Genomic DNA, 22,879 nt, shown 5'->3' with positions numbered 1-22,879 from the left:
AGTGTAACGTCCTCACAAACAAACCCCTCGACGTCCTATCTTTTATAGAATTTCATGAAAAATAAAAAATGTAAGTTATTCTTACAGTTTACATGTTCTTTTTAGCTTGTTTTGCGTTATAATGAAAGGATGCACATTATGAACGAATTGGAGGCACAGCCCGATTGACTACTTACCCTTTTGCCTTTGATCCGTCCAAGCCGTTTATTGAGCAGGCAAGTGACTGGATTGCAGATGTATTTTACGAAGTTTTGCCTGAAGTCGGCTTTGAGGTTCGGGATGAACAAATTTATATGGCATTCCAGCTGGAACGTGCCTATAAGGGAAAAAAGACCATTTTTGCAGAAGCAGGTGTAGGCACTGGCAAAACGCTGGTATACCTGCTGTACGCTATTGCATATGCCAGATACATGAGAAAACCGGCGATTATCGCCTGTGCGGATGAATCATTGATTGAACAACTGGTGAAGCCAGAAGGAGATATCGCCAAGCTGGCACGGCACTTAAGCTTGACGATTGATGCTCGATTGGGGAAGTCACCGGATCAATATATTTGCCTGAACAAGCTGGATGAGGGGCGAAGCGGACTGGATGAGGACGCAGATGTTTTCCGCGATATTTATCAGGGTCTGCCTGATTTTGTTCATTTTCCAGATACGTTACAGTCCTTCACTCCATACGGGAATCGGAAAGAGTATCCCGAGCTAACAGATGGACAGTGGAGCAGACTGGGATGGGATGTATTTCAAGACTGTCTCGTTTGTCATCAGCGCCATCGTTGCGGACAGACGTTGTCTCGTGATCATTACCGCAAAGCGGCAGATTTGGTCATCTGCTCTCACGACTTTTACATGGAGCATGTATGGACCTACGAAGCGAGAAAGCGCGAGGGTCAACTGCCGTTGTTGCCAGAGCACAGCTCTGTTGTTTTTGATGAAGGGCATTTGCTGGAGACAGCAGCACAAAATGCGCTTACTTACAAGCTTAAGCACACTCAATTTGAGTCTATTATTACCCGACTGCTAGAGGGGGAAGTGCGGGAATCTCTGGCTATGACGATCGAGGATGCAATCTCCCAAAGCGAGGCATTGTTCGCCGCGCTCAATAAGAACAGTCAGCCAGTACAGGGGTCTAATCGCAAGGAGTTTATCCTGAATGAATCGTTGATTCGGGAGGTGAACCGTTTTGGTGAACTGATCGGCACGATCGAGGAAGAGCTTGTGTTTGAAAGCGGGTTATTCTCTCTGGATGAGTATCAAGTCAAAATTGTAGAAGAACATTTGGAAATGATTCAAACTGCTTTGGCTTTGTTTAAGCGTCCTGAACTTCTCATCTCGTGGGTGACGGAGGACCAGGATGGATTAACGCTTGTGGTTATGCCGAAGATGGTAAAAGAGATTCTCAAAGAACGAGTATTTGCGCAGCATATTCCAATCGTATTCTCTTCGGCTACACTTTCCGTGGAGGGTTCATTTGACTATATGGCGCAGAGTCTCGGTATTGAAAACCCGTTAACGTTTTCCGTCGCTTCACCTTATGACTACAGTGATCAGATGCAAGCGGCATTGTACCCGTTGCAAGCGGGACATAATCCAATCCAGAGAGCGCTGACGCTACTGAAGAAATCGCAGGGAAGAGCGCTTATCCTGTTTCCTTCTCAGGAGGAACTGACTGCCTTCCAAAGGGGACTCGCTGCTTACCCAGAGGCATCTGCCTATCGTTTTCTGTATGAAGGTTCGGCTGAAATCAGCCATCTGATCTCCGCTTTTCAGAATGATGTGGAGAGTGTGTTGTGCGCTGTTACATTATGGGAAGGATTGGACATCCCTGGACCATCCCTGTCACATGTTATCATCTGGTCGCTGCCATTTCCTCCGAACGATCCGGTTTTTACGGCTTTGCGCAAGGATGCAGCAGATCCGTTCAATGAGATAGATATGCCTCACATGGCACTTAGGCTCCGACAGGGCATAGGGCGTTTAATCCGCTCGCGTAATGATCAGGGCTGGATCTCGATCATGGGTCACGATTTGAATCGTCCAGAAGTACGCACACAAGTTGAACAACTACTGCCTGCGGGCGTAGAATGCACCGTAATTGAAGGAAAACCGGAGGGAATAAAAACATGTTGAATTTTACAGCATATACAGTAGATCAAATTAAAGATGCTTTTGGTATTTTGAGTGGACAGCGTTATGAATTTATCATTGAGATAGAGGTAGAGGAAGACGACGAGCTATACACTGAAAACGGAATATATATCCGTGCTCTTTATTTAGTAGACGAAGGAAAGACAGGACTGCTGAAGTATGAATTGTTTGAAAAAGCAACGGATCGTTACATCGAGCTTGAACTTGAAGAGGATGAGCTGCAAGCAGTTGAAAACTTCTGTAAAGAACATGTACAGGATGGAGCAGTAAATTAACAGTAAGGGCACATAGCTAGCAAAGCTATATATTGCAACCTATAATGAGGACATCAAGGAGCCTTGGCAATGACCAGGCTCCTTTTTTCTATGACCAGTGAAATGAACCTATGTGCTCTAACGCAGTCTGTTCCACATATTCACCATAAACAGCATAATACCCGCCGCCAGTAACACCCATCCTATGACGATCCACACTCCAGCCTCTACAATCGCGTAATTTTTACCTATAATCGCCAATATCAACACTGGCAGACTGATGTTATGTATCCAAAAATGGATACGTGCCAAAATCGTAACTGAAAGTGCAGGAAAGGCCACATAGATTAGACCTATGATCCCAAGAGTCGTCCAACCCAGTAAATGGATATGAGACTGAATAGGGGACAGGCTATAATCACCCGACACGCCAATGATTGCACTGAGCAGCGCACCGAGGGCAAAATATACGGCAGCTATCTTTAAGCATTGCTTACCCATAGATAGCATCCTCCTATGTTAGAAAAGGGAATTTTGAGAGATTATTCTCCATCATATCGAGGCAGGATATCAAGGGTGTGGGTGTTGTGACTGGTCCATTTGACAAAAGCTTCAAATACACATAAAATCTTATTGCATCAATACTTACCGCATTACTATGTTTTTGGAGAAGATAGCGAAGTTCTCCGACAATGGGCGCTAATTTTTGACCGTTGGTTTATTTTGGATTCGCCATTAAAAGGAGCTTGAAATTATGAATGTATATCGCAATACCCTTGAACTCATCGGGCGCACGCCATTAGTGGAGCTGAATAGCTATTCTCTACCCAGAGGAATTCGCCTGTTCGCCAAGCTGGAGTTTATGAATCCCGGCGGCAGCGTGAAGGACCGGGTGGGAAAGGCTCTAATTGAAAAAGCATTAAAGACAGGCCAGTTGAAGCCGGGCGGGACTTTAATAGAAGCAACAGCAGGCAATGCAGGTATTGGTCTTGCGATGGCCGCGCTTCATTATGATATCTCGGTTATTTTTGCTGTGCCAGAGAAGTTCAGCCAGGAGAAGCAGGACCTGATGAAGGCATTGGGAGCACGGATCGTTCATACCCCGACAAGTGAGGGGATGAAGGGAGCCATTGAAAAGACAAAGCAATTGGCTGCTGAAATCAAAGACGCATACTTGCCACAGCAATTTAGCAATCCTGATAATCCAGAGGCTTATTATACGACAATGGGACCTGAAATTTGGAACGATCTGGACGGTAAAGTGGACGTATTTGTGGCAGGAGCAGGCTCGGGGGGCACATTTATGGGAACCTCGCGTTATCTTAAGGAGCAGAATGCAGCCATTAAAACGGTCATCGTAGAGCCTGAAGGGTCCATTCTGAATGGTGGCGAGTCAGGCCCTCATAAAACAGAAGGGATCGGCATGGAATTAATCCCTGAGTTTGTGGACAAAGGCTTTTTTAATGCCATTCATACCATTAGCGATGTGGACGCATTCAACCGCGTCAAGGAACTGGCGGAACGTGAGGGTATTCTCGTCGGCAGTTCCTCCGGTTCAGCCCTGCACGCTGCTTTACTGGAAGCAGAGAGCGCACCGGATGGTGCACATATTGTCACCATTTTCCCAGATAGCAGTGAACGTTATCTGAGCAAAAAAATATATGAAGGCGGGATTTAAAATGAGACGCAAAACAAAACTGATTCACGGTGGACTCCCTACCGATCCTCATACTGGTGCGGTTAACGTTCCTATTTATCAGGTAAGTACTTATGAGCAAGAGGAAATCGGCGTTCATAAGGGATACGAATATTCGCGTACAGGCAACCCGACCCGGTTTGCACTGGAAGAGCTGATCAAGGAACTGGAGGAAGGCAAACGTGGTTTTGCTTTCGGTTCCGGTATGGCAGCGATTCATGCAGTATTTTCCTTGTTTAAAGCAGGGGATCATATTTTGTTGACCGATGATGTATACGGGGGCACTTATCGTATTGTAAGCAAGGTGCTTAGTCGGATCGGGATTGAGTCCACATTTGTGGATACAACTGATCTGGAGGCTATTTCCCAAGCAATCCGTCCCAATACGAAGGCATTGTATGTCGAAACACCAACCAACCCGCTGTTGAAAGTTACTGATATCCGCGCGGTTTCAGAGCTGGTGAAAAAGCATGAGCTTTTATTGATTGTGGACAATACATTTGCTACCCCTTACTGGCAGACGCCAATTACACTCGGGGCTGATATCGTCGTTCACTCGGCAACCAAATATTTGGGTGGACACAGCGATGTTGTAGCCGGTTTGGCTGTAGTCAACAGTGAAGAGCTGGGCGAGCAGCTTCATTTTCTACAAAACGCCATTGGCGGTATTCTCGGCCCGCAGGATTCCTGGTTATTGATCCGCGGTATCAAAACCTTGGGTCTGCGTATGGAAGCAATCGAGAAAAATGCAAAGGAAATTGCAGCCTTTTTGGAAAAGCATCCGAAGGTTAGTAAGGTGTACTACCCTGGGTTGGAAAGCCATGCACAGCACGAGCTGTCCAAAACTCAAGCTGAAGGCTTTGGCGGCATCATTTCGTTTGATGTAGGTAGCGATGCCAACGCGGTTGCCCTCCTGAAAAAAGTGCAGTATTTTACACTGGCTGAGAGCCTGGGAGCGGTTGAAAGTCTGATTAGCGTTCCGGCACGTATGACGCATGCCTCCATTCCCGCAGAACGTCGCGCAGAGCTAGGTATTACCGAGGGCTTGGTACGGATTTCGGTTGGGATTGAAGATCTGGAGGATTTGATCGAAGACTTGCAATCAGCATTGTAAGAAAATAAGCATAATGATCCAGAGAGGTGGCAGAAGCTGCCTCTTTTTTTGTTGTGAGAATAGCTTCTTTTTTGGAAAGCACAAAGGAGTACATAGAGGTGACAACGAATAGTTTTATATAGTTCATTTGAAGGTTAAACCGAATATAACGCGGCTACGTCTCTGAGGAAACAAAAACCTGGAGGGGGAATGTTATGAGGTTCACACATCTGGAAAAGGCAACTACTGTGCTGTTGGATCATCCGGTACGTCTGGCGTCTGCTTATGCAGTCGGTCCAGTCGAGCTTCCGGAAAATTGTGGTGTGGGCAGGGAATGGTCTAGTCATTTTACGCATGAGGAATGGAATTTGGAAAAGGCTTGTAGTGAAGATGGAATTGAGCTTTCAGCAGGGGGAAGGGCAGCATGCCGATTATTGACCGAGCTTGATCCCCGGACCTCTGAACTGAATCTAGGTGTTTTTCCGCCTTTGGCTGAACAAGAAAGACTTTTGCTGGTTTCAAATCTACGTTGTATGACAGCACAGGAAGTGATTTTCAGACCGTTTGAAGGAACTGGACAAATTTGGATAGATGGAACATTGGTATATGCAGAATCTGGTCCCTTTCGCTTATATCTGGAGGAAGGTGACCACACGGTCGTTATCATTGCTGCGTTTATTCCTGATGAGGCTCGTTCTATTCGTATCAGTGGAAATCAGGTATGCGATGAACTAGATGTGATAGAACTGCATCGTGAATTCGTAGAGCGTAATATACGTAATCATATGGCTTGGTTAGAAGTTGAGCAAAGTGCTGGCAGGGAAGGAGAAAACAGCCCGATCCTATTTTACTTGCTGCGTAAGGATCGGATACTTCTTCCCTCAGATCAAACGTTATGGGTTGAGGTAACGAATGATGAGGGTATGAAGCTGGATCGGTTTACAGCCCATTGGGAGCAGGAGCAAAGCTACGCCTGGGATGAGGAGAAGGCCAAGAAGACGGGAATGCTGCACTTCACCGTTACATATCGGGATCATGAGGCCGTAGAACATCATTTTGTGTATTCGGTACTTGTGCGGCCTTTGTCAGTCGTCGTGGAGTGCTTACAGGAAGAGTATGATCATTTCATTCAAGTCTGCGCTAAAGATGAACTTCCTTCTGCGCAGAAAATACAAATAGAGGGCCTGCTTGAGGAATTAAAAAGATTAACGGATTTGCCGGAAGATCCTTTTGAAATCTGGGATTCACGGGTGGTGCGTGAATATATCAAGCTATTAAAACAAATTTTTATGCATGGACATACCGAACAGTCACAGCACCCATCGGTGCTCCAGAAAGAACATATTTTTTTGACGGCTGACGGCATTGGCGAAGGTTTATTTGTCTCCCGTTTGGACAATAGTTTACAACGGTATACAATCCAGCTTCCCAGCAACTACACGGCTGAGCGACGGTATCCTCTGATCGTTCTAATGCCTGGCAAGCGGTATGAGCTGGGACTGCCGGATTTTCAGGATAGAGGTTTTGGGCAGGGCTGGGAAGACGAAGCTATATTTGTTACTTTTTCGTGTCGTGGCGTTACGCTGGGCAGTTATATTGGAGAAGCAGCTTTTTTGGAGGGGCTAGATGTCATACTGCAAGCGTACCGAGTGGACGAAGAACGTATCTATCTGACGGGTTACTCGAATGGCGCATATGCTGCCTGGGCGATGGCACAGGCTTATCCTTCTCGGTTTGCAGCTATTGCAGTAATCTCAGGGGCGCCACATCCCAAGCATCTGAAAAATTTGATCAATATGCCAATATTAGATGTATGTGGTGACCAGGATTATTTATTTGCCCAAGCATACACAGCTCCTGTAACAGAGCTTTCATCGAACCATTTTAAAGGTGTGATAGAGCGACAGTCTAATCATTGGGATACGCATGAGTTAAGACTTTTGGACGGCATACTGGGTTGGCTTATGCAATGGAAAAGAGATGTTGTGCCTCAGCGTATTGCCTATCGGACGGAACGGGGCAGACATAATCGGGCTTACTGGCTGGAACTGACGCGCATGGATGAAAACGAGGAATATGCGGAGTTGCATGGCGAAATGAGCTCCACTGGTGAATTGGATATTGAGGCTGTTCACGCAGAAGAATTTGTGATTCATCTCTCGCAAGAGGACATGTCCTTGGAACTCGCTCAGGTTCGTATTGGAGCCCGCATTTTCATGTTGGATTTACGAGAATACAGCCGCTTTCGCTTTGTTAAAACACACTCGCACAAACGCCCCTCACCCGAATACCGTTTGATTGCTGAACGGGAGGGAGAGAGCAGTGAAGACTCCACCAAAAATGCGGATGCAGCTAAGAGTATTGCGGGTTTGCAAAGCGTGGGAAGAAATGGTGCTAGTCACGGTATGGGTGTACTTGACGTTTATATGGATCGACTTCACATCGTTCTTCCATCCAGCTATACTACATCAGAGGAAGAGCAGGCAGTGAAACGAACGGCAAACGCCTTGGCTAGCCCGCGGACAGCGACCTGGAATCCGTACATTGGTGTTCATTATCCGGTGGTGTCTTCTAATGATATTCCAGAGAAAGAGCTAGCTGAAAGCAACGTGATTTGTATCACTTCGGATTTGTCCAGACATGAGTTGCTTCAGAAGTATCAAGCGCATCTTCAAATTGCATGTACCGAGGACGGGTATACATGGGGTGACGATTTTACGACAGGCGAGTACTGTTTGTCATATATTCAGCCTAGCCCATGGTCAGCAACCCAGCAGATGCTTGTTGTAGCGACCAATTCACCCCGTCTGCTGGGTAAAAACCTTTTTATGCGCAGACTGATTATGCCCGGATATTTTAATGGTCTACACCCGTATTTGAATAAAGAGATTATTGTGTATGATAGCAAGGGAGTACGAGCATTTAACTTTACTTCCATTAGGCATGCGCAGCATAAACTACAAGGCCAATGAAAGATTCAAGTGTGTTATCATAATCCATATAAAAAACGTCTTGATGCACCTTGGGACTAACCCCTGTTTGTGAGACAGGGATCAAAACACCTTTCAAGTTTAGGCAGCCAGTCGTCGGAAATCTACGGGCGACTGGTTATTTAGTTTCGTTTGAATCCGAATTGAGTTATAAAGGGTGATGTGGTCTCGAACGGTCTATACAACGATTCCAGTCGTTGTATAGATGAGATCTTCAAGGTAGAACGTTTCAGACTTTAAGGTGGAATGAAACGATTCGATGGGGGCATGATCAGCGGGCGTTCCTTTACGGAACATGCTCATGGTCATGCCTTTTCTCATTACTGCTGCTTGATAAGCGGTGTGACGGATATACGCTTCCCTGGTCGTTATGAAGCAGCATTTTTGTCAGTTTTGGAAGTTGATTCAGCGTATTCAAATAGGTGATGTCCGTGACGAGCTTTTGCAGGGGCGCTTCGGCATGGAATTGCCGCTTTAGTAGATTTTCTGCTGGATGAGCGGGCTGCCCAGTGACCTTTCGTTTCTTCATCCTCACGCGGCACGGTAGTCCATCACGCTGCATCATCCGCTGAACCCGTTTGTGATTCATTTTTTGCTCTGCCCGAAGGAGTGCGGTTTTCCGGTACCATACCGAAATTTATGACGGAGCAAAGCTCACTGATTTTCTCCGCCACAGCTTCTGTGCGCTCTGTCTCCACTGCTGCTTCCAGCGGTAGTAGGTCGCTCTTGCGATCCCGAGCCATGTACAAGCCTCAGACACTGTCACTTCGTCTCGAATGGATTCAATCCAGGCAACGACGACTTCTGGTTCCACCTTCCACTTCCTTGTACTTTTTTAGCAGGTCCAATTACTGCTTCAGACGATGCACTTCCCCTTTTCGATACCGCCTCATCCATGTTTTTTTCTGTGTCTTATTCCGTATTCCAACTGCTTCATAACCTCTCTTACTGGAACTCCTGCCAATCTCATTTCTTTTTTTCATTATCGAGAACACGAATTACGCACACCTTCTTATATTTTTTTTGCAAATGAATTTCCGAATGATTCAGACCTATCATGCAATATAACTTCTCGATCCGCCAAGCGAAAGAGGGTGGGCTAACAGCGGTTAGAACGTAGCTTAGCAAGCACGTCATATAAGACAGTTTACAGTTTGTCATGCGGTATATGTGACAGGTCCAAGTACGATGTCATCAAAAGCTTGGCGGTTTTATCACTGTTCGATTTAACAATATTGGAGATAAGGTGAGGGGGTAAAGCAGAACAACATTCTAAAATAATAGGGGCGATTGCGTTATGAAATCATTCACCATTCGAAAAGGAGTGGCACTTACTTTGGTAGCTATATTGGCGGGTACACTGGCTAATGGAACTGTCCACGCAGAGGGTCAGACGGCAACTTATCAAGCTATCGATAAAGCTGCCAACACCGACAATATTTTATCGTCGGAGTTCGCAAAAGAATCCAAAAAAGAACTCAACGAGAAAGAAAAGAAAAGAAAGCATCGGGAAGAAGTTAAACGCGTCATGGATCAAGTAGTTACCAACAAAAGAGTTCCAAGTGTCGTGGCAGGTGGGCTACAGGACGGGGAACGCTGGTCCTACGCTACGGGTACAGCCAGTTTCGAAGTGCCACGCCCGGTGGAGCCGGATTTTTCATTCCGTATTGGAAGCATCACGAAGACATTCACTGCTACCGTTGTATTGCAGTTGGCTCAGGAGAAAAAATTGAACCTGGATGATTCGGTCGAAAAATGGCTGCCGGGGGTCATAAAGGGTAATGGGTATGACGGCAACAAAATTACGATTCGTCAGTTGTTGAACCATACAAGCGGGCTCGCGAGCTATACTGATCTTGATTTTCGAGATATTACCTTGCCTCAAAATCCATTCCGTTACTATTCGTCCGACGAGCTTATCAGCATGGGACTAGCAAAGCCGCCTGTATATGCGCCAGGGAAGGGCTGGAACTATTCGAACATGAATACTATACTAGCCGGTCAAATTATTCAGAAGGTAACAGGAGATACGTATGCGGAGCAGATCAGGAAACGGTTGATCGAACCGCTCGGAATGACAGGAACATTTGTAATGGAAAATAGTCACAATATTCCAGGTAAGCATGCCACAGGATATAATATGGACAGATCGGGTCATTTGTATGATCTAACAGAAATGAGTCAATCATGGGCAAATGCAGCCGGAGATATAGTCTCAACAACCAAAGATTTGACCACCTTCTTTAGTTCGCTGTTGGGCGGAAAGCTTCTAAATCAAGAGATAATGGACCAGATGTTCACGACAGTAGATTCACCTATAGGTAAAGTCGGACTAGGAATTTATGAAATAAAAACAGCTGACGGGCAATCATACTGGGGGCATGCCGGCGGTACTTTCGGATTTGAATCGAGAGCCTTCGGATCTTTAGGCGGGCAGCATATTTTGGTAACGTGCATCAACTCGGTAGCCCAGGAAGTGGAGCTGGCTCACAATAAAATAATCGATAAGGAGTTTGGCCGTTAAGTTTAAAGCCGACATCGTGCCCTTTATTTGAGGGCGGATGTCGGTTTCTGCTATAGTTAACTCCCGCCAACAGATTCTTTACCGCCGAGTCATAGAAGTCGAAGAGCAAGGGAGTCAGGAAGCACAAGAAGCAAAAACTGAATGTGACCCCTATATCGTGAGTACCATCGGGAAATTCATCAGCTACACGATATTCTTCATTCGCGCCATTTCTATTGCTTCTTCGCGGTTGTTGACGCCGAGTTTCGAGTAGAGAATCGAGCAGTAATTGCGGATCGTTCCCTCCGATAAAAATATCTTGACGGCGATCGATTTGTAGCTCAGTCCCGCTCGACAGATGCTTCAGAATCTCCATTTCGCGTTTTGTAAGCCCGTACGGTAGTTTCCCTGACTTGATCCGATGTTCTCCAACTGCTCACGTTGACACTTCATCTCTTCAAAAACTCGCGTAGCGACTGATTGGTCGATCCAGGTTCCTCCATTTTAAATAAGTTTCAAGGCTTCCTTCATATCCCGCGGATGAATCGACTTCAGCATGTAGCCTTCTTCCCCGCGTTCCAATGTAGTTGCTGCCTGCAAGGAATCCTTAAATGTTGTCATGAATAAACCTTCATATTAGGCCATCGTTGTTTCATCTCTAGTAAAGCTTCAATCCCGTCCATTCCCTGCATACGAATATCCATTAGCACGATATCTGGTTGGGAGGGATCACAATGTTCTAATGCTTCGCGTCCGTCCCGGCTGTACCAACGACGTTAAAATCAGCATGTTGATCCAAAATTTGCTTCAAGCTGTCGGTATAGATCAGCTAGCGATAAACTCATACGGGAGACGAGCAGCAATCCAACCGTTCAATATCGGAATACGATTCCGCTAAGGATACCTGTCCACACATAGGTTCTTCGACTGCTCGTCAAGCCGATAGCTATCGTGAGTAAAACAAAAGACCAAAGCAATCCCGGGGCTGCGTAGGCTAAATAAAGATAAAAAAGCCCATTACTGTGACTTCGATTGTGAGATACCAGTCTTCTTTCCTATAGAGGATGATTAATGGAACGAGATAAACGACGAAAGCAAGAGAAAGTACAACCCAAAGCGACACAACGGTCAATGACGGATCTACAAAACCAGCGCTCGCGATAATGACTAGCCAAAGCGTGCGTATGGCTACAAGTATCCAATCATACCAGAACCTTTTTTTCATTATCGAGAACACGAATTACGCACACTTTCTTATATTTTTTTGCAAATCAATTTTCGAATGATTCAGAACTATCATGCAATATAACTTCCCAATCCGCCAAGCGAAAGAGGGTGGGCTAACAACGGTTAGAACGTAGCTTGGCAAGCACGCCATATAAGACAGTTTACAGTTTGTCATGCGGTATAAGTGACAGGTCCAAGTACGATGTCATCAAAAGCTTGGCGGTTTTATCACTGTTCGATTTAACAATATCGGAGGTAAGGTGAAGGGGTAAAGCAGAACAACATTCTAAAATATTGGAGCGATTGCGTTATGAAATCATTCACCATTCGAAAAGGAGTGGCACTTACTTTGATAGCTATATTGGCGGGTACACTGGCTGATGGAACTGTCCACGCAGAGGGTCAGACGGCAACTTATCAAGCTATCGATAAAGCTGCCAATATCGACAAGATTCACATAGAAATATCATTTCAGTTTGACATTTTCAATAAAATTTGTCGATTAAAATAAGAATGAGGGATGGTTGGATCAATGTTGCTTCGTTTACGCAAATCTTCAATGCAGGCGGCCTGGATGGTGTGGGAAAGAGGGTTCGAGTGGATTTCACGCTTTCGCGGCTCGCATACATCGCACTTTGGAATTTGCAAAGTCATGATTAAGAAACACCGAGGGGAGAGCATCGTCTGTGCGGACTCCACCATCATCGATAAAGGCGATCTGGTCGGGGAACTCCATCTCAATAATGAAACGATTCTGACGCTGATCAAATCCGAAGACTCAGACCGCGCGGCGCTCGTGGCGGCCCGGCTTACACGGAAATCCATGCAGCAGATCAGCGAGGCATTCGCAAGTCAGCCGGAGTTCAGAGAGGTGAAGGCGTTAGTCGGCATTACGCTGCTTCATCGTGGTTTGATACATGGTCTTGGTTTCGAACAACAACCGATGAAGTCCGATCTGCTCCAACGCATTACAACGGCTTATCTACGATTATTGTTATCCGTCATGCACCCTGAAGGCAAGAAGCGGATTGGCCGCAAGACCGAAAAATTGATACCGATGATGCTGATTCACTCCCGCAGCTCGTTGAGGAACCGATTTATGACGGTGAAGAGGCAGTCCATTTCAAAGGAGTTATGTCTACCCAAACTATGCTCCAATTAATTAAAACAAAAGAAACTAAGAGCGTGGTGAGTAAGTTCTTGGAGGGCGGTATGGAGTTGGAACACAGCGAGTGGAAACCCATACCGCCCGGAGGCAACCTATTTTTCATCATGCTCTGTAACAAAGGCGGGATAGGCATTCATGGATAAAATTATGGAATTTTTACAGAACTTCGGAGCGACGGGACTTTTCATTCACGCTATGCTTGATGCGATTATTTTCCCCATCCCGGCGTTCTTCCTGCAGCTTTCTTTAAGCGCGGTGCAACCGGAGTCGGCTTTATGGCTCGCTACGGTTGGCTTTGCAGGAAGTCTGCTTGGGACACCGATCGGTTATGGGATCGGCAAGGTGTCGGGAAAGCATGTTATGGGCGGTGTAATGAAGAAAAAATGGCTGGATTCGGCAAGCGACTTATTTGCCCGCCGCGGCGAGGCCGCAATCCTGATCGGATCGTTCACTCCGATCCCGTTTAAAATATTTACGATTTTATCCGGATGCATGAATTATCCGTTATGGAAGCTGCTCAGCTACGCGGCCATTGGCCGAGCGGTGAAGTTTTATGTAGTCGGTTTTCTCTTCTATATATATGGCCGCGCGGCAGAGAATATGGTGAACCAAGTTCTCACGATTATGCTGGTGGGCGTTGGTGTAGCGATTGCTGCAATATGGTTCTTGATACGGAAGCTGTCTGAGTGGAGGAAGATAAGGGATGAACATCAGTCAATCGAAAAAACAGGGAACGGAGGTGGAAAGCAGGATGCAGTGGATAAGGCGAATTGATCAAACGATGTTCTTCTGGTGCAACCATCGGCTGAGCAGCCGGGCTCTGGACCGATTGTTCGGATGGATTACCCATTTGGGCGGAGCTTTGTTTACCATCATTTGCGCAGTGTCCTTGGCATGGTTCGCCGAGGGGGAGTTCAGCAGAATCGGGCTACAAAGCTTGATCGCACTGGCCGTTAGCCATATCGTTGCTGTCCTGATCAAGAAAAAGGTGCGCAGAGACCGGCCTTTCCGCAAGCTGGAGCAGGTAAAGGTAGGCAAATTCCCGTTGAAGGATTATTCCTTCCCGTCCGGCCATACAACCGCTATTTTCGCCTTGGTTACACCTTTTATGTTGGCCTCATCGCCGGCAATTATGCTTGTCTTGATTGGTCTGGCCTTGTTGGTGGCCATATCCCGGGTTTATTGGGGCTATCACTATCCGATCGATTGTGTGGCTGGTGGGATGGTCGGATTCCTAACGGCGGTGCTGGTTGTTTTGTTCATGCATAGTTAAATTTCACGAGGGAGGCGATTGTTGATGAATAGCATGAAACGGGAAAAGCTACTGATTCTGTCCGGCGCGCTCGGGGATGGACATATGCAGGCGGCCAAGGCGATTTTGGAGGCATCGGTGCTGTACAAACAGGGAGTAGAGGTGGTCGACTTTATGCAATGGATCCATCCCCGCATGCATGTGGTTGAACGGTATTGCTTCCTGCAATGGGTGAAGCATTTTCCTTCCTCATACGGATATATGTATCAGAAGACCCGGACGGACAGTACACTTACTTTCTTCCTGAAGCATTTTCTCACGACCAGCCTGCAGCGGCTGCTCAAACTTCTGAATGAGGAACAGCCGACGTTGATTGTCAGCACGTTCCCGCTGGCATCAGCCGCCATTTCCTTGCTTAAGGAAAAAGGAATGACGGATCTGCCTGCGGCAACGGTCATTACCGACCATTCCGATCACAGCTATTGGATACATCCGTCTACGGATCTGTATCTGGTTGGTTCTGAAGGCGTGCGTGCAGCTCTGCAGAGAAAAGGCGTTGCTGACCACAAAATCGCTGTAACGGGCATCCCTGTTCGCCCATCCTACAGTCAGCATGACAATAAAGACCGGCTGCGCGAGAAGCTGGCCTTGGATCTTGACGCCTTTGTCGTGCTGGTGATGGGCGGCGGCTGCGGGATTATCGATAAATCCTTCATCGAGCAAATGCAATCTGACTCTTTTCCCCCTAACGTGCAATTTGTCATTGTATGCGGACGCAATGTGAAGCTGCTGTACCGCCTGCATGAAGCGTTGGGAGACAGGGATAACGTCATGCTGACAGGCTTCCTGGAGGGAATCCATGAATGGATGGCGTCCGCAGACGTATTGATTACCAAGCCGGGCGGACTGACGACCTCCGAAGCGCTGGCGCTTCAGCTTCCCATGCTGCTACTGGAGCCACGGCTGGGGCAGGAAAAGGATAATGCCGATTATTTGATTCAAACGGGAGTAGCTTATCTATGTCAGATTGACAATTTGCAGGATCAGCTTCAGCGGCTGGTTCAACAGCCTTCCCTATTGGAAGAAATGAGGGAGAAAGCAGGGCTGTGCAGACAGCAGGATTCCGCCAGACATGCGGTCATGCAAATTCTGAGCATGCAGAACGATACACAGGAAGAAAAATGGATTTGCTCCTTGCAGCAGTATGCTTAAGCTTAACTTTCACTAAGGGGGATAAAGACGTTGCTTGTTAAATATTTGTTGATTGGGCTCATAGGCTTCATCAGTCTGTATATGTTAATTCCAAGTTTTCTGCCACGAATCATCAGATTTGGAGCTTTTCGTAAGGGAACCACCAAGAACCAGGTAGCGTTCACGTTCGACGATGGGCCGCATCCGAGGTATACACCGGAATTATTGGATTTATTGCAGGATTATCAAGTGAAGGCCACATTCTTCGTGCTTGGCTCGCAGGCGGAACTGCACCCGGATCTGATCAGAAGAATGGACCGTGAAGGTCATCAGATTGGAATCCACAATTACAATCACATCTCCAATTGGCTGATGCTTCCCTGGACGGTGCGGCGTGATCATATGAAACGGACCGCAGATATTATTGAATCTATAATTGGAAAAAGGCCGGATCACTATCGCCCGCCGTGGGGGCTCATGAACGCTTTCGACTTCTTTCATCCCAAATCGTACCGCATCGTACTCTGGTCCTTGAAGGCGGGGGACTGGCGCAGCAGAAGCTGCCGCAAAAAGCTGAAGGCAACGCTGCTGAACGGAATTACGGACGGATCTGTTATTTTGCTGCATGACAGCGGAGAATCGCCGGGAGCGGACCGTCACGCGCCATATTTTATGCTTCGGGCTCTGGAGGAAGTACTGCATCAATTAAAGGGACGTAACTTGCAATTCGTTCGTCTGGATGAAATGGCTTGACAAGTGAAATGAGGTGACAATAGTGGGACATGAACCGCAAATTTTAATTTTAACGGCCGATTACGGAGAAGGTCATCATCAGGTGTCCAAGGTGTTGCAGCAAAGCTTGATTCGCAATGGTTATAGCCAGGTGGCGGTTGTTGACTTGTTCCGGGAAGCTTATCCTGTACTGAACAAAATAATCCGCTATCTGTACCGGCAAAGCCTGTATGCAGCCAGCCTGGGCATTCCCTATTACGGATGGACCTACCATCTGACCAACCAGCTTCCCATGAAGGGAAAGATCGCAGCCTGGATGAACAGTCTTGGCGGCGACAGGCTCAAGAAAATCATCCTCCAGTACCAGCCGGAAGTCATCATTTATACATTCCCGTTCGGCAGCTTGCCAAGCAGCGAGGCATTATCTGCGATTCGTCCCCGGACTGCGGTTGTCATAACGGACTTTGACGTTCACCGAAGATGGCTGTTCGCCAGGCCGGATCATTATTTTGTCCCTACCAGTGACGTGAAAGAGGCTATGGTCAGGCAGGGCGTCCCCGAGAGTCGTATTACCGTGACCGGGATTCCGGTCAGGGAGTCATTTTATGATGCAGCAATGATCGGTTCCGGCTCCGCTAAAGAAACAGATGAGCATGTGATTCTGCTTATGGCTAACGTCTGCGGCACATTGCATTCGCTATCGAAGCTCATCGGGAAGCTGCTGCTCTTGTCAGGCGTCCGCATTCAAGTGATTTGCGGCCGGCAGGAAGGATGGAGACGGAGGCTTGCGGAGAGCTGGGAGGATGATGCAAGAGTGGATGTATTCGGCTTCACCGATCAATTGCATGTTCTAATGAGCAGCGCCTGCTGCGTCATCACGAAAGCGGGAGGCGTTACACTATCCGAGACGATTCAGGCCGGGGTTCCGATTTTCATCCTAAATCCGTTTCTGGGGCAGGAGAAGGAAAATGCCCTGTACTTGCAGCGCAAAGGAGCGGCAGTCGTGGCCTTTACGATTCATGATCTGGTGTTGCAGATACAAGCGATGATCTCCTCTGAGCCGATCAAGCAGTCGATGATGAACGGGCTGCTCGCAGTAAGGCAGAAAACGTCTGCGGACCATATTGTCCGGCATTTGTTTCCTGAGGCAAGTCCCTTAAGAAGGGGTGGAATATGATGAGCGGGAGGAGCGCGTTCAAGCTTTCTACTCTGACGCTGTTCACGGTGCTTTTTTGCACAGAGTTTGTCCGAAGCGCTTTCTTGTTCTCGTTTCTGCCGAACTTTGCCGTCAACGAGTCGGGGCAAACCGTTGCTTTGGTCGGTCTTGCCGTCTCACTTCATTATACAGCCGATACGCTGATTAAATGTGTGGCTGGATATTTGCTGGACAGGTTTTCGCTGCGCTGGCTGCTGCCCACCACTTTCGTCCTGATGCTGTCCGGACTAGCCGCCGTGTTCTTTAGCCCGTATGCCTGGGGGCTCGTTGCCGGTTCCGTGATGCTTGGGATGGGGGCGTCGCCTATATGGCTCATTTGTCTGGAGAAAATCCGGCTGACGGAGCGGGCGGCCCAGATTGGGGCGATATACACTGTGTGGCTGGCCTGCATCGGTCTGGGGCCGGTCACAATCAATCTCACCTTCGATTATGGCTTCGAACCTGCCTTCCGGCTGATGGTTGCGCTGCTCGCCGCCGGCTGCATCGCATCGTTCGGGATTAACAGAACAACCCCCTTGCGTCTCCAAAACGTCAGCTTGGCCGAACAAGCGGCAGGACTGCGAAGAAGACTCGTTCAGCTGAAATGGCTGCTGCCAGGCATGGTCCTGCAGATGACTGCCGCGGGACTGCTGCTGCCGATACTGCCCGGTTTTGCCGCTGACCATCTCGGTCTGAGCCAGCCACAATATTCGCTAATGCTCATATTAGGCGGGGCCGGCGCGATGCTGTTTCTTGTCCCGATGGGGAAGCTGGCCGATCGATGGGGGCACAAGCAAATGTTATTCGCCGGTTTCGTATCGCTTACGGTCGTATTGGCTCTGTTAATCGTATCCATGCCGCCGCCTGCATTAACGATGCTGTTTGCCTTTATGTTGGGATTGTCTTACTCAGCCGTGCTTCCGGCCTGGAATGCGGTGCTGTCATACCTTGTTCCGGAGGATCAGAAGGGGACCGGGTGGGGAGTACTCTCCGGGATTGAAGGGCTCGGTATTATGATTGGCCCGGTCATCGGGGGATGGATAGCCAGCCAGTATACGAATACTGCTGCCATTAGCCTCAGCGCTGCTTTACTGGCGGTTCTTGCACTTTTTTATTTGATTTTGCCGCAAAACAAGCTTGTCTCGGCTGGCGGGACTTTGCAGCACAAGAGGGAGAAGGCTCATGGACCTGATCGGGGTAGTTGAACAATTATTTCACGAATATGGATACCTGGTCTTGCTCATCGGCTTGCCGCTGGACTTCATGGCGCTCCCCGTTCCGTGGGGCAACAGCCCCTTGACCCATACCGGTTTCTTAGCCTCTAAAGATGTGCTTCATGGGTTGTCGGCTAATGCGATGGCCCTGACGGGAGGTCACCATCACGTATGTGATTGGTTACAAGGCAGGTATGCATGTGATCGAGCGTTACGGCCACTGGCTCTTCCTCAAGCAGGAGTTGGTCGAGAAAACGCACCGCTACTATGACAAATACGGGGGCCCATTGCTGCTGGTCAGCTTCTTCATTCCTGGAGTCCGGCAGTTTATCGGCTATTTTATCGAGGAGCAGTGGCCAAATATGTTCAGCATCATTGAGCAATATTTGAAGTTCTTTTTTATCGGAGTGGCTTTTCTCGCGGGGGTGTGGTTGCTGGTTCAAGCTCGAAGCGCGAGGGGAATGGATGCAAAGCTCACTGATTTTCTCCGCCATAGCTTCCGTGCGCTCTGTCTCCACGGCTGCTTTCCAGCGGTAGTAGGTCGCTCTTGCGATCCCGAGCCATGTACAAGCCTCAGACACCGTCACTTCGTCTCGAATGGACTCGATCCAAGCAACGGGAACTTCTGGTTCCACCTCCTTTCCAGTTCCTTGTACTTTTTTACTAGGTCCATTTTGCTGCTCCAGACGATGCACTTCGCCTGTTCGATACCGCCTCATACATGTTTTTTTCTGTGTCTTATTCCGTATTCCCAACTGCTCCATAACCTCTCTTACCGAAACTCCTGCCAATCTCATTTCAATAGCTTTTATCTTTAATTTCTAAGGGGGAACTCACTCTCGTTGCCAACGTAAAAACACCTCCAAGGTTATCTCCATATCTTACGACATGGCTTGATTCTCTTGAAGGTGTTTTGATTTGTCTGATGTTATGGGGCCAGTCCCGTTCCCCTTGGCGATCCTGACGTTTTTTTTGCTGATTCATTGCAGTGATTCATTGATTGGGATACGTCATATATAAAAGGGCATTATGGCAGTCAGCTTTTATACTGCTCCATCAGGTACATGATCTTCACTTCATCGGCCAAATCTCCAAAGGGTTCTAACGGATTCTCCTGAATGATATGATATAAACGTTGGATTCGTTCCTTTGGTAGCTTCCGAACATATCTGGAGATGAAAGCGGCATGGGTGACTACGTAGCGTTTTTTACGGACTGCTGCGCTGGCTACGCGAACGAGAATATCTTCGCCCCCGGCCATTTCCAAAATACGACGCTCATAAAAAACCACATATCGGAATGTCCGATCCTTAATCAGCTCACGATTGAGTCTGGCAACCTCTCCAATGTATCTGACCATAAGGGGTTCAAAGCTTTTGATCAGAAGAGGATCGAGCGTTAATTCCATATCTTTGCGGAGAACAAAAGATTGCAGCAAAGCGACCTGCTGGAGCCTTATCCGATCATTGTGAATGAGTACGGCAATCTCGCGTAGCATTTCATAGCAGACACGCTCACTAAGCTGCCGCAGGGCAACTGCGTTCTTATGATTCACGCCCAATCCTTCCTGGATCTGTCCTATACGGCCTCTGAATAGGCGTATAAGCTGCCTACGCTGTTCATAAAGAACAATGCGGTGCTGTAGAAGGACCAAGGGCAGGAGGAGAAACGCACCGACGATACCGCACAGTAGCATTTGCTGTGACGAGTGAGCGAAAAAGATAGAAGCAGCCAGCAACGCAATGCCGACAGCAAGGTCTTTATGAAAATAACGTTTGGCTCTGAGTTTAGCATATTGCTCTACAGGAACCAGCGTATCCCGACCACATGCTGTACATTTCTCTTCCCAAAGGGCGGTGAATTGTCCGCAACGCTTGCAGACTCTCAGCTTTTGGAAGGCATGCTCTGTGCGGGTAAAGGGGCGAAATTGCACAGCCTGCTTGGAACTATTCATTGTGCTCACTTCTCCGATTCAGCAGCGCAAGAAGCTCGGTGTCGATTTGTGCAATCGACGGGGCGCGTTTTTTATGTATATAGTAAATTAGTGATTTAATGGCGACAAAAAGAAACATAATCGCCAAACATCCGTATGAGATCATAGTGTACTTCCTCTTTCTGCTTAGATTTTTATTTTTACTGTTTTACATGAGTGGGTTTCGCTAGGGTTATTTTTGTCGTATAAAGGAGAAGACTGGTGCCCGATTGCCCTTGTTGGGGTATAATTATATCATTACTGCAGGATATTGGTAAAATCTCGCGATATAATAGGCTTTTTGGTCGCATTCAGGCCGTTCGGGCAGGATTTTCAGCTAGCGCTCATGTAAAACTCATTATAATTTAATAGTAGTGGAGTACAACTGTAATTTAGAATGAGAATTAATCGGCAAAGGGGTACAAGCGATGTTTAGTAGAGACAGAAAATGGTTTTTGGTCATCGGAATCATATGTACAATGATCATGACTTCGATTTCGGCCTGGCAGCCACAGACGGCGAATGCCGCTTCACCCTCAGCTTCTAAAGTGGATGCGGTGTTGGTAGTCGATGTAAGTAATTCGATGAACACCAGTGATCCTGGGAAGATTGGCAATGAAGCCATGAAAATGTTTATTGATATGTTGTCAACGCAAAATGACAAGGTTGGGATTGTAGCGTATACGGATGTCGTACAACGCGAGAAAGCCTTGCTTAATATTTCATCCGAAGCGGATAAGCAGGAACTGAAGACATTTATTGACGGGCTGAACCGGGGAGCGTATACTGACACCTCCGTAGGTGTCAAGGAAGCGATCCGTATTTTGCAGGATGGCAAAACAGCCGGACATGCGCCTATGATCGTTATGTTAGCTGATGGTAACAACGATTTTAATAAGACGACAGGTCGAACTGAAAGCCAATCCACTCAGGATATGGCGCAGGCTGTAGCCGAGGCTAAAAAAAGCGGTGTGCCGATCTATACCATCGGTTTGAATGCAGATGGAAAGCTAAATAAGAATAAACTCGCCGACATCGCGCAGCAAACGGGCGGCAAGTCCTTTATTACAAGCTCGGCGGACGATCTGCCGAACATTTTGAGTGAAATTTTCGCCAGCAATCTGAAATTGAAAGTGGTGCCTTTGCAGTCCATTACGGCCAACGGCGACTATCAGGACGTTACGGTAACCGTACCAAACGATAGCGTGCTGGAAGCCAATATTTCAATTATGTCCTCGAAACCAGTGGACGCGAGATTAATAGACCCGTCGGGCAATACGAAGCCGATTCCTTCGAGTGATGTACTGCTGTCCAAGTCGAAAAGCTACTCGCTGATTAAATTGCTCAAGCCTGTGGCTGGCGACTGGAAGCTTCAAGTCAAGGGAGTGCAGCAGGATAAGATTGATATTAATCTGGTATTTAACTATGATTTGGAGTTGAAGCTGGACGCGCCGCCTGCCAAATCATACAAAAAAGGTGACACGGTAGAGATTCATTCCTATCTGACGAGCAATAACCAGCAGTATCAGGATCAGGAATTGTATGCGAATATGAATGCTGTCCTGAAGGTCAAAGACCTTGATACGGGTACAACGAATGAAGTGCCCCTAACTAACGCAGGGGATGCTTTTACCGGCTCTTATACGATTCCAGATGAGCATGACTATGAACTAACCGTCAGAGCAGAGGAGAAGAGCTTTTACCGTGAAACGCAGCCTGTAACCATCAGCGCCAAAGCTGGGGCGGCGAGTGGTACGAATACTGGCACAACCCAGCCTACTACACCTGCTGAGAAGTCTAAGCTGCTGCCACTCATTCTTTTAGGGGTGGGACTGCTCGTTCTGCTGGTAGCGGCATATTTCATCTGGAAGGCTGTCAAAAAAGCTAATCGTGGCTTTGTCGGCCAGATCGTACTGGAAATCCGGGATGAAAATACCGGCGAAAAGACATACCCGCAGTATAAGAAGCTGAACACCTTCCGGGGCAAATTCAATTTACACCAGTTGCTGCAACTGGCGCCGGAATTTGCCGGAACCGATAAGGTCGTGTTCACGCCAGCAAATCAGGATCGGATTGTGGTGCGTAGCACTCCGGAGATTACGATTGAAAAATCCGGGCGTGCTGTAGACACAGGCAACGGTCTTGAACTGAAAAACGGTGATCGTCTGACGATCCCGCTGGCTAGTGTGGACAAAACCATTTTACTGGAGTTTATTTCAGTAAACAGCTAAACGAACCCTTA

General features: G+C 47.5%; 20 protein-coding genes and 2 pseudogenes. 15 read left to right on the top strand and 7 right to left on the bottom strand.

All coding sequences use genetic code 11. The features are described 5' to 3' along the window. Positions 1-164 precede the first annotated feature (164 nt). Together HFD99_RS22370 and HFD99_RS22365 are read left to right on the top strand one after the other, a co-directional pair. Positions 165-2,132, top strand: coding sequence for an ATP-dependent DNA helicase (locus tag HFD99_RS22370; protein ID WP_031463408.1), 1,968 nt, complete (start codon positions 165-167; stop codon positions 2,130-2,132). Beyond that, positions 2,126-2,425 carry a DUF6509 family protein gene (locus HFD99_RS22365; RefSeq protein WP_019687094.1) on the top strand — a complete coding sequence of 100 codons (300 nt, stop codon included), beginning with the start codon at positions 2,126-2,128 and terminating at the stop codon, positions 2,423-2,425. Before HFD99_RS22370 ends, HFD99_RS22365 begins: the two co-directional genes overlap by 7 nt. 117 nt (positions 2,426-2,542) lie before the next feature. Here the strand turns inward: HFD99_RS22365 and HFD99_RS22360 are convergent, their stop codons facing one another. After that, positions 2,543-2,905, bottom strand: a complete 363-nt coding sequence (locus HFD99_RS22360) for a hypothetical protein (RefSeq protein ID WP_016821131.1) — start codon at positions 2,903-2,905, stop codon at positions 2,543-2,545. 253 nt (positions 2,906-3,158) lie between these two features. On the opposite strand from HFD99_RS22360, the gene HFD99_RS22355 reads away from it, so the two are divergent. The 3 genes from HFD99_RS22355 to HFD99_RS22345 all read left to right on the top strand — a co-directional run bounded on the left by HFD99_RS22355 (position 3,159) and on the right by HFD99_RS22345 (position 8,165). After that, the gene (locus tag HFD99_RS22355) at positions 3,159-4,082 is read left to right on the top strand and encodes a PLP-dependent cysteine synthase family protein (protein ID WP_016821132.1); all 924 of its coding nucleotides are present in this window, start codon (positions 3,159-3,161) and stop codon (positions 4,080-4,082) included. A gap of 1 nt (position 4,083) precedes the next feature. After that, positions 4,084-5,214, top strand: coding sequence for a bifunctional cystathionine gamma-lyase/homocysteine desulfhydrase (locus tag HFD99_RS22350; RefSeq protein ID WP_016821133.1), 1,131 nt, complete (start codon positions 4,084-4,086; stop codon positions 5,212-5,214). A 194-nt stretch (positions 5,215-5,408) separates the two neighbouring features. Continuing rightward, the gene (locus HFD99_RS22345) at positions 5,409-8,165 is read left to right on the top strand and encodes a PHB depolymerase family esterase (protein ID WP_123797134.1); all 2,757 of its coding nucleotides are present in this window, start codon (positions 5,409-5,411) and stop codon (positions 8,163-8,165) included. Between the two features lie 99 nt (positions 8,166-8,264). On the opposite strand, the pseudogene HFD99_RS26115 reads toward HFD99_RS22345, so the two are convergent. Together HFD99_RS26115 and HFD99_RS26110 are read right to left on the bottom strand one after the other, a co-directional pair. Continuing rightward, positions 8,265-8,825: pseudogene (locus HFD99_RS26115) on the bottom strand (IS3 family transposase); the annotation flags it as partial. Continuing rightward, complete coding sequence (locus tag HFD99_RS26110) at positions 8,821-8,949, bottom strand: helix-turn-helix domain-containing protein (protein ID WP_446723035.1); 129 nt, start codon at positions 8,947-8,949, stop codon at positions 8,821-8,823. The gene HFD99_RS26110 and the pseudogene HFD99_RS26115, both read right to left, overlap by 5 nt. A gap of 531 nt (positions 8,950-9,480) precedes the next feature. Between HFD99_RS26110 and HFD99_RS22335 the strand changes: the two genes are divergently transcribed. Then, a complete protein-coding gene (locus HFD99_RS22335) occupies positions 9,481-10,707 on the top strand; it encodes a serine hydrolase domain-containing protein (protein ID WP_016821135.1) in 1,227 nt (408 codons plus the stop codon). A 183-nt stretch (positions 10,708-10,890) separates the two neighbouring features. Here the strand turns inward: HFD99_RS22335 and HFD99_RS22330 are convergent. Continuing rightward, positions 10,891-11,923, bottom strand: a pseudogene (locus HFD99_RS22330) (response regulator). A 300-nt stretch (positions 11,924-12,223) separates the two neighbouring features. Between HFD99_RS22330 and HFD99_RS22325 the strand changes: the two are divergent. The 8 genes from HFD99_RS22325 (at position 12,224) to HFD99_RS22290 (ending at position 18,656) form a co-directional block, all read left to right on the top strand. After that, on the top strand, positions 12,224-12,424 hold the full coding sequence (locus HFD99_RS22325; RefSeq protein ID WP_225164877.1) for a hypothetical protein: 201 nt from the start codon (positions 12,224-12,226) through the stop codon (positions 12,422-12,424). Positions 12,425-12,445: 21 nt separating this feature from the next. Then, the gene (locus HFD99_RS22320) at positions 12,446-13,075 is read left to right on the top strand and encodes a YkoP family protein (RefSeq protein ID WP_123797135.1); all 630 of its coding nucleotides are present in this window, start codon (positions 12,446-12,448) and stop codon (positions 13,073-13,075) included. 153 nt (positions 13,076-13,228) lie between these two features. Beyond that, positions 13,229-13,855, top strand: coding sequence for a YqaA family protein (locus HFD99_RS22315; protein WP_123797147.1), 627 nt, complete (start codon positions 13,229-13,231; stop codon positions 13,853-13,855). Further along, entirely contained in the window at positions 13,833-14,354 is a 522-nt protein-coding gene (locus HFD99_RS22310) for a phosphatase PAP2 family protein (RefSeq protein ID WP_123797136.1), read from the top strand. Before HFD99_RS22315 ends, HFD99_RS22310 begins: the two co-directional genes overlap by 23 nt. Positions 14,355-14,378: 24 nt before the next feature. Next, complete coding sequence (locus HFD99_RS22305; RefSeq protein WP_016821142.1) at positions 14,379-15,545, top strand: MGDG synthase family glycosyltransferase; 1,167 nt, start codon at positions 14,379-14,381, stop codon at positions 15,543-15,545. A gap of 30 nt (positions 15,546-15,575) precedes the next feature. Next, entirely contained in the window at positions 15,576-16,277 is a 702-nt protein-coding gene (locus HFD99_RS22300) for a polysaccharide deacetylase family protein (RefSeq protein ID WP_123797137.1), read from the top strand. Positions 16,278-16,299: 22 nt separating this feature from the next. After that, complete coding sequence (locus tag HFD99_RS22295; protein ID WP_016821144.1) at positions 16,300-17,433, top strand: MGDG synthase family glycosyltransferase; 1,134 nt, start codon at positions 16,300-16,302, stop codon at positions 17,431-17,433. Then, positions 17,430-18,656 carry an MFS transporter gene (locus HFD99_RS22290; protein WP_123797138.1) on the top strand — a complete coding sequence of 409 codons (1,227 nt, stop codon included), beginning with the start codon at positions 17,430-17,432 and terminating at the stop codon, positions 18,654-18,656. Before HFD99_RS22295 ends, HFD99_RS22290 begins: the two co-directional genes overlap by 4 nt. Before the next feature lie 143 nt (positions 18,657-18,799). Here HFD99_RS22290 and HFD99_RS22285 read toward each other — a convergent pair whose 3' ends face one another. The 3 genes from HFD99_RS22285 to HFD99_RS22275 form a co-directional block, all read right to left on the bottom strand. Beyond that, positions 18,800-19,462: a hypothetical protein gene (locus HFD99_RS22285; RefSeq protein WP_155399765.1), complete on the bottom strand. Its 663-nt coding sequence runs from the start codon at positions 19,460-19,462 to the stop codon at positions 18,800-18,802. A gap of 239 nt (positions 19,463-19,701) precedes the next feature. Further along, positions 19,702-20,619 (bottom strand): hypothetical protein, encoded by a 918-nt coding sequence (locus tag HFD99_RS22280; RefSeq protein ID WP_019687097.1) that lies wholly within the window; start codon positions 20,617-20,619, stop codon positions 19,702-19,704. Further along, complete coding sequence (locus HFD99_RS22275; protein WP_017428401.1) at positions 20,612-20,764, bottom strand: hypothetical protein; 153 nt, start codon at positions 20,762-20,764, stop codon at positions 20,612-20,614. The genes HFD99_RS22280 and HFD99_RS22275 overlap by 8 nt, the downstream gene beginning before the upstream one ends. A gap of 301 nt (positions 20,765-21,065) precedes the next feature. On the opposite strand from HFD99_RS22275, the gene HFD99_RS22270 reads away from it, so the two are divergent. Continuing rightward, on the top strand, positions 21,066-22,868 hold the full coding sequence (locus tag HFD99_RS22270; protein ID WP_016821148.1) for a vWA domain-containing protein: 1,803 nt from the start codon (positions 21,066-21,068) through the stop codon (positions 22,866-22,868). The last annotated feature ends 11 nt before the right edge of the window (positions 22,869-22,879 follow it).

Source organism: Paenibacillus sp. EKM301P (genome assembly GCF_011800295.1).
In the GTDB taxonomy this organism is placed as follows: Bacteria; Bacillota; Bacilli; order Paenibacillales; family Paenibacillaceae; genus Paenibacillus; species Paenibacillus polymyxa.
The sequence above is the reverse complement of the archived record's forward strand: the minus strand, read 5'-3'. Positions and strand labels throughout refer to the sequence as shown.